Consider the following 6,833-nt stretch of genomic DNA (forward strand, 5'->3'; position numbering starts at 1 on the left):
GCGGACGGACCGACCTGGCCGACGGGGTCCTCCTCTGCGGCCACCACCACCACCGCGCCCACGACCCGGCCTACGACCTGACCCGGCTTCCCAACGGCGACTACCGATTCCACCGACGAACCTGAGTGGTTCGCGGCCTGAGTACGACGTTCACGCCATGGCGTGACCCCGACGGACGGGCCCTAACCTCAGGTGCCATGGAGTACACCTCGCACCTCGTCTGGCAGGGCTCGACCGCGTCCGGCTACCGTGCCTACTCACGCGAGCACAGGGTCGTCGCCCGACCGGCCACCAGCGAACTCCGGCTGAGTGCCGACGCGCAGTTCCGCGGCGACCCGACCCTTCTCAACCCGGAGCAGCTCGTCGTCATGGCCGCGAGCTCGTGCCAGCTGCTGTCGTTCCTGGCCGTCGCCGCGCGCGCCGGGATCGACGTCGTGGACTACGAGGACGAGGCCACCGGGTTCATGACGGCTGACGGCGACGGCCGGCTCTCACTCACGACCATCGACCTGAGCCCCGTGATCACCGTCGCGCCCGGCATCGATGCCGACGCCGTACGACGCATGGTCGACGAGGCCCACGAGGAGTGCTACATCGCCAACTCGCTCCGTGCCGAGGTGCGGGTCGACGCGGAGGTCGTGACGGCCTGAACCGCCGCGCTTCCGCTCCCCGATGCCGGACCGGCTACTGACCCGAGGCGCTGCTGGCCGTGTCGCAGTGGAACCGCGCAAGCACCCCGCGCTCGCAGTACCGGACCTCGTCGAGGCGCAGCATGTCGCACTCCCCCGCCAGGATCTCGGCCTGGCCGCGCGTGCCGACCTGGAGGACCAGGTCACCGTCGGGGAGCAGGTGGCGGGCGGCGACGCGCAGGCACTCGCGGGCCACGTCGAGCCCGTCCGGACCCCCGTCGATGGCGAGCAGCGGATCCTGCGGGAAGCGACCGGTCTCGGCGCTCGGCACCCACGGCGGGTCGGCGATGACGACCGCGAACCGCTCGTCGACCGTGAGGGCCTCGTCGAGGCGCCCCTCGCGTACGTCGACGAGGCGGCTCAGGCCGGCAGCCTCGGCGTTGCGGCGCGCATAGGCACACGCCACGGGCGAGACGTCGACGCAGACCAGCGGCCGTGGTCGGCGTGCGATGGCGAGCAGTCCGATGTGACCGACGCCGCTGCAGAGCTCGAGCACCGGCCCGGCCGGCGCGTCGGCGATGAGCTCGGCCGCCCAGTGGGACTGCTGGGCGGTCCACGGCCGAGGCTCAAGCACCCGGTCGTCGTACGCGATCTCCAGGCGGTCGAACGCCATCGCCCGTCGCTCGACGCTCGCGGTGGCGGGCTCAGCCACGGCGTGCCCCGGCCGCCGAGAGCGCCTCGTCGAGGTGGGCCACCAGGTCGGCGGGATCGCGGTAGACCGCCGCCGCGCCCGCCTCCCGGAGCTCGGCCTCCCCGAACCCGCCGCACAGCAGTCCGATCGTCGGCACCGACACCCGGTTCGCCGCGATGACGTCCCAGGTCGCGTCGCCGATCATCACCGCCTGCTGTCCCCCGACCTCGTCGAGCGCGGCCTCGAGCAGCTCTGGGTCCGGCTTGGACTCCTCGGCGTCCTCGCTGGTCGTCCAGGCGTCCGCCCGCTCGTCCGCCTCGAGCAGCCGGAGCGCGTGCTCGGCGTGCTTGGGGATGGAGGAGCTGGCGAGGACGACGCGCATCCCGGCGGCGCGCAGCGTGTCGAGCAGGTCGCGGGCGCCGGGCAGCAACCTGGTCTCCTCGATCATCTCGTCGTACGCCGCCTGCCACCGCTCCTGGACGTCGTCGGCGATGCGCTCCGCGGTCTGCTCGTCGGTGACGGCGGGGATGAGCCGGTCTCCGCCCATGCCGATGTGCCGGTGGATCCGCCACACGGGCACCGGGTGGCCGACGCCCGCGAAGGCGCGGCTCCACGCGAGCGCATGGTGGTACGTCGAGTCCAGCAGCGTGCCGTCGATGTCCAGCAGGGCGACCTCGAAGGGATCCATGGCGGGGCGTTACCCCCGACCTGCGGAGCCCATGCCGGCGCCCACGTCAGCGCAGTCTCACGACGAGCCCGCGATCGGGCAGGGTCGGGATCCGGGTGGCGTCGTACGCCGGGGAGGAGAGCACGTCGTACTCCACCTCGGCGAGGACGCCGAGCGTCTCCGCGAGGATCCGCACGGTGAGCGGCTCGCCCGGGCAGCGGTGGCCGCGGCGAGGATCTCCGCCGCCTTGCGGCACGAAGCCGAACGGATCCGGCTCGACGTCGGCGAAGCGCTCGGGGCGGAACTCCTCCGGATCGGCCCACAGCGACGGGTCCCGGTCGGTCCCGACGACATCGAGCACCACCCGGTCGCCCGGGCGCAGCGGTACGCCGTCGATCTCGCCCGCCCGACGGACCCGGCCCGCGAGCGCCGGCACGAACGGGCAGAGCCGACGCACCTCGTGGCCGAAGGCGACCCGCCGCTCGTGCAGACGCCGATCGTCGGCTCCTTCGGCGCCGTCGCGCAGGAGGGTCCGCCACTGCGGGTGCTCGCTCAGTGCCAGCGCCGCGAACGTCCCGGGCCAGGCCACCGCGACCGTCGGCCGCAGCAGATTGAGCAGCTCGACCGCCGCGACCCGCGGGTCCAGGTCACCCCGCGCGGCGATCCGGAGGAGCGGCGTGCCAGGCGCTGGCACCCGGGTGCCGGCGTGCACCTGCGCGATCACCCGTCTGGCCCACGCGTTGCACCGGAGCCGTTCGGCCCAGGCACGCGGGTAGGCCGGACCGGCGGCGCCGAAGCCGTCGACGATGCGCGCGAGCCGGGGTGCCGTCCGGCGCGCCTCGTCCGGGGAGAGATCGACGCCGGCCCAGGCGAGCACGGCGACGCCGTACGCCTCGACCAGCTCGTCGAAGACGACGACCTCGCGACCGCGCGCCGCCTCGAGGCGTCGGCGCAGTGAGGACGCGACCGCCTCGGCGAGCCGGTCGACGCTCTCCTGGCCGAGGATCTCGAGGAACATCTCCTTGCGCCGACGATGCTCCTCGCCGTCGAGCCCGTGGACGGCGCCGTGCCCGAAGAGCAGGTCGGCGAGGGCAGCCGGCACGGCCTTGCGGCGCTCGATCGTGTCGGTGTCATAGAACAGCTGGGCGCCGGCGCGACCGCGGACGACGACCGTACGACGCCCGAGCAGACGATGCTCGAACGCGTCGGCACCGTCCGCCCGCGCACGCTCCTCACCGAGGGCTCGGTAGCCGCGGCGCCACAGCCGGTAGGCGAGGTCGTCGACCGGTGCCACCCCGTGCCCCGTCAGTGGCTCGCCTTGCCGCCCTTGCGGCCGGCTTCCTTCTTCTGCGCGGTCGTTCCGCCCTGCGAGCTGTTGCCGCCCTTCCCCGACTGCTGACCGCCGTGCTTGGAGGAGTCCTTGGCGTTCGCGATCCGCGCCGCGCGCTCCTTCGACATGCCCTTGTCCTTGAGGGCCTCGTACTGCTTCTCGTTCTTCACGTGTGCCGACTTGCCGGGCATCGGGACCTCCTGGGGGTCGGGAAACTCCGTGGCCGAGTGGTACCCACCCGCCAGCCGGATGATCCGGCGCGCGCAGGGCCGGGCCCGCCGGCGCCCGCTCAGCCGACCTGCCGGCCGGTGACCGACGTCGGGGTGATCGCCATGCGCAGCCGACGCGCGCCCTCCGGCCACGGATGCGGCCCCTCCGACGCAGGGGCCGCATAGTCGAAGGTCATCCGGCCGCGCACCAGCACGCTCCAGCCCGTGTGCGTCGCCTCGTCGATGCGGTCGGCCTCGAACGCGACGAGGCTGTCCTCCGTCTCGCGGGCGAGCGAGGAGTACGCCGCCGTCCGGATCTGCACCTCGCGACCGTCCACGCGGTAGTTGACCGGCACGACCGTCGGTCCCTGTGCGCCGGACCAGGCGAGCCGGCCGACGCCGCCGTCGCCGAGCCGGCGCCAGCACTCGTGCTCGTCGAGCTCGGTCAGGTGGCGGGCGCCCTCGGTCGTCATGGAGACAGCGTCTCTCGCCGCTGCGACGAGCGCCAGCCTCCGGACCGCCCGAGCGGCGAGCCCCGGGCGGTTGTAGCCGCGTCAGCCGCGCGTCAGCCGGTCGTCAGTCCTTGACGGCGAGGACCGGGCACGGGGCGTCGAGCAGGATGCGCTGGGCCTGGGTCCCCAGGATCAGCTTGCCGACGGGCGAACGGCGGCGTACGCCGATCACGAGCAGGTCCGCCTGCGTCTCCTCCGCGATCTCGACGAGGTCGTCGGCGGCGCCGACACCGGCGACCGTGTGGCGGATCTCGTAGGCCACGCCGGAGGCGTCGAGCCGCTCACGTGCGGCGGCGAGGTCCGCCTCGGTCTTGCGGACCCACTCCTCGTTGGCCTCCTCGTGCTGGGAGCTGACGATCACCAGCGACAGGTCGCGGAGCCTGGCCTCCTCGACGGCGCGCAGCAGAGCGGCCTCGCCCTCGGGCTTCGCGACGTATCCGACCACGACTCCGGGCATGCTCTCCTCCTGGGCGTCTCGCGTCGAGCGAACCTCCCTGCACCGTACCGCCTGTGGAGGACGGCGGACGCGTCGCGCCGTGACGGGGCACCCTGGGTGCATGCCGCAGCGAACGTCACGGCCGCCGGGGCAGCGGCCGGCGGAGGGGGCCGCGCAGGGGCTCTCCGAGCCTCTCGATCGCGGCCTCGCGCGCATGCTGCGTCAGGCCGTGCTGACCCATGCCACCTCCGAGCGACGCCGGAAGCACCCCGCCGTCCTCCACGTCGGCGCCCCCGGCATGCGCGAGCTGGTCTTCCCGGTCCTGCCCGAGGAGGCGGTCGACGACGCTCTCGGCGCCGACGTGGTGGCCGCGATGCGCCACCGCACGGGCCTCGACCGCCCATTGGTGTGGCTGACCCGCACGGGCGACCTCACGCTCCAGGACGTGGACGCCCGCTGGCTGCGCTCCGCGCGTCAGGCGTACGCCGAGGCGGGACTGCCCCTCGTGTTCGTGGTCGCCAACCGGCACGGCTGGTTCGACCCCCGCTCGGGGCTGCGGCGCGAGTGGAGACGGCTGCGGCCGCGTTCTTGACGCGCAGGACGTGGCCGCTCCGCGGGCCGGCTCAGTCCGGCGCGTCCCAGGTGTGGACCGGGTCACCGGCGTGCATGCGCTCGCGGTAGTCCCTCACGGTCGCCCGCAGGGCTTCCTCGCGCGCCTCGCCTGTCGCGTCGCCACCGCGGGCGCGGACCCTTCGGACCAGCCACTCCGCGCCGTTCATGCCGATGAGGCAGCGCTGCTCGACGATGCCGAGCAGCCGATCGGAGACCTCCTTCTCGACGCCCCACGAGGCGAGGCCGAGCTCGGCGAGCGGCAGCAGCCGGCGCAGCACGATCTCGGTGGCGGGCGCTTGCCCCAGACCGGGCCAGAACAGCTGCGCGTCGATGCCGAAGCGCGCCGCCGCGTGGAAGTTCTCCTCCGCCACGCTGAACGACATCGCCGACCACAACGGCCGCGGCCCGCGCGCGAGCGCCCGGACCAGGCCGAAGTAGAACGCCGCGTTCGCCATGGTGTCCACGACGGTCGGGCCGGCGGCCAGCACGCGGTTCTCCACCCGGAGGTGGGGCAGGTCCTCGCCGCCGGCGCCGCGCACGACGTCGTACACCGGTCGGTTCCAGCGGTAGACCGTGCCGTTGTGGAGCCGGAGCTCCTGCAGCGCCGGTGTGCCGCCCGCGTCCAGCACCGCCACCGGGTCCTCCTCCTCGAGCACGGGCAGCAACGGCGGGAAGTAGCGGACGTTCTCCTCGAACAGGTCGAAGACCGAGGTGATCCAGCGCTCCCCGAACCAGACGCGCGGTCGCACGCCCTGGACCTTGAGCTCCTCGCTGCGCGTGTCCGTCGCCTGCTCGAAGAGCGGGATGCGGGTCTCGCGCCACAGCTCCTTGCCCAGGAGGTAGGGAGCGTTGGCGCCGATAGCGACCTGGACCGCGGCGATCGCCTGCGAGGCGTTCCAGTAGGCCGCGAACTCCTCCGGACGGACCTGGACGTGGAACTGCGTGCTGGTGCACGCGGCCTCGGGCATGATCGAGTCGGCCGTGGTCTGCAGCCGCTCCCGGCCGCCGATCGAGATCACGATGTCCTCGCCACGGGCGCGGAGCACCTGGTCGTTGATGAGCTGGTAGCGCGGGTTGGCGCTGATCGTGTCGCCCCCGAGGTGGCCCTCGCGCAGCGTCGGCAGGATGCCGATCATCAGCAGGTGGGCACCGACCGCGGCCGACCGCTCCTCGGCGTGGTTGAGGCTCGCCCGCAACCGGTCCTCGAAGGCCGTCAGACCGCCGTCACGCAACCGGGCCGGCGGCACGTTGATCTCGATGTTGAACTGACCGAGCTCGGTCTGGAAGTCCTCGTCGGCGATCGCCGCGAGCGCCTCGGCGTTCTTGAGCGCGGGGTCACCGACCTCGTCGGTGAGGTTCAGCTCCACCTCGAGCCCCGTCATCGGGTCCGCGGCCTCGAACCGCTCCTCACGGAGCATCCGAGCGAACACGTCGAGGTTGCGGCGCACCTTCTCGCGATAGCGGGTGCGGTCCTCCCTCGTGAACTCCTGCTGCTCGACCTCGTCTCCCATAGCCCCAACCTAGGGACGCGCGCCGGCCAGCGGAACGGTCCCGTCGAAAGACGTCATGCGACACCCTCCCAGGTCCGCGCCGTCCGCAGGACGAGGTCGTCGACCACGCCCTCCACGCTCCACGGATCGGGCGCTGGTCGTGCCAACTTCGCCTGGTATGGCGGCGTCCACTCGGTCAGCTACAGCGTGATGTCGCCCTACATCATGGCCGGGCTCGGCGTGCGGACGACGATGAT

9 protein-coding genes are annotated in these 6,833 nt (G+C 73.0%); 2 read left to right on the plus strand and 7 right to left on the minus strand.

Annotated features, from left to right (window positions below; genetic code table 11):
• Window positions 1-197 precede the first annotated feature (197 nt).
• Complete coding sequence (locus AB3X52_RS19210) at window positions 198-650, plus strand: OsmC family protein (protein ID WP_367995717.1); 453 nt, start codon at window positions 198-200, stop codon at window positions 648-650.
• Between the two features lie 34 nt (window positions 651-684).
• On the opposite strand, the gene AB3X52_RS19215 is transcribed toward AB3X52_RS19210, so the two are convergent.
• The 6 genes from AB3X52_RS19215 to AB3X52_RS19240 form a co-directional block, all read right to left on the minus strand.
• Window positions 685-1,341 carry a methyltransferase gene (locus AB3X52_RS19215; RefSeq protein ID WP_367995718.1) on the minus strand — a complete coding sequence of 219 codons (657 nt, stop codon included), beginning with the start codon at window positions 1,339-1,341 and terminating at the stop codon, window positions 685-687.
• Complete coding sequence (locus AB3X52_RS19220; RefSeq protein WP_367995719.1) at window positions 1,334-2,008, minus strand: HAD family hydrolase; 675 nt, start codon at window positions 2,006-2,008, stop codon at window positions 1,334-1,336. Before AB3X52_RS19220 ends, AB3X52_RS19215 begins: the two co-directional genes overlap by 8 nt.
• 46 nt (window positions 2,009-2,054) lie before the next feature.
• Entirely contained in the window at window positions 2,055-3,281 is a 1,227-nt protein-coding gene (locus tag AB3X52_RS19225) for a cytochrome P450 (RefSeq protein WP_367995720.1), read from the minus strand.
• Between the two features lie 11 nt (window positions 3,282-3,292).
• Window positions 3,293-3,508, minus strand: coding sequence for a DUF7218 family protein (locus AB3X52_RS19230; RefSeq protein WP_367995721.1), 216 nt, complete (start codon window positions 3,506-3,508; stop codon window positions 3,293-3,295).
• A 98-nt stretch (window positions 3,509-3,606) separates the two neighbouring features.
• Window positions 3,607-3,999 (minus strand): pyridoxamine 5'-phosphate oxidase family protein, encoded by a 393-nt coding sequence (locus AB3X52_RS19235; RefSeq protein ID WP_367995722.1) that lies wholly within the window; start codon window positions 3,997-3,999, stop codon window positions 3,607-3,609.
• 103 nt (window positions 4,000-4,102) lie between these two features.
• Window positions 4,103-4,495, minus strand: coding sequence for a universal stress protein (locus AB3X52_RS19240; protein WP_367995723.1), 393 nt, complete (start codon window positions 4,493-4,495; stop codon window positions 4,103-4,105).
• Between the two features lie 100 nt (window positions 4,496-4,595).
• Between AB3X52_RS19240 and AB3X52_RS19245 the strand changes: the two genes are divergently transcribed.
• Entirely contained in the window at window positions 4,596-5,066 is a 471-nt protein-coding gene (locus AB3X52_RS19245; RefSeq protein WP_367995724.1) for a hypothetical protein, read from the plus strand.
• A 31-nt stretch (window positions 5,067-5,097) separates the two neighbouring features.
• On the opposite strand, the gene AB3X52_RS19250 is transcribed toward AB3X52_RS19245, so the two are convergent.
• Complete coding sequence (locus tag AB3X52_RS19250) at window positions 5,098-6,597, minus strand: glutamate-cysteine ligase family protein (RefSeq protein ID WP_367995725.1); 1,500 nt, start codon at window positions 6,595-6,597, stop codon at window positions 5,098-5,100.
• Window positions 6,598-6,833 lie beyond the last annotated feature (236 nt).

Source organism: Nocardioides eburneus (genome assembly GCF_040838215.1).
GTDB lineage: Bacteria > Actinomycetota > Actinomycetes > Propionibacteriales > Nocardioidaceae > Nocardioides > Nocardioides eburneus.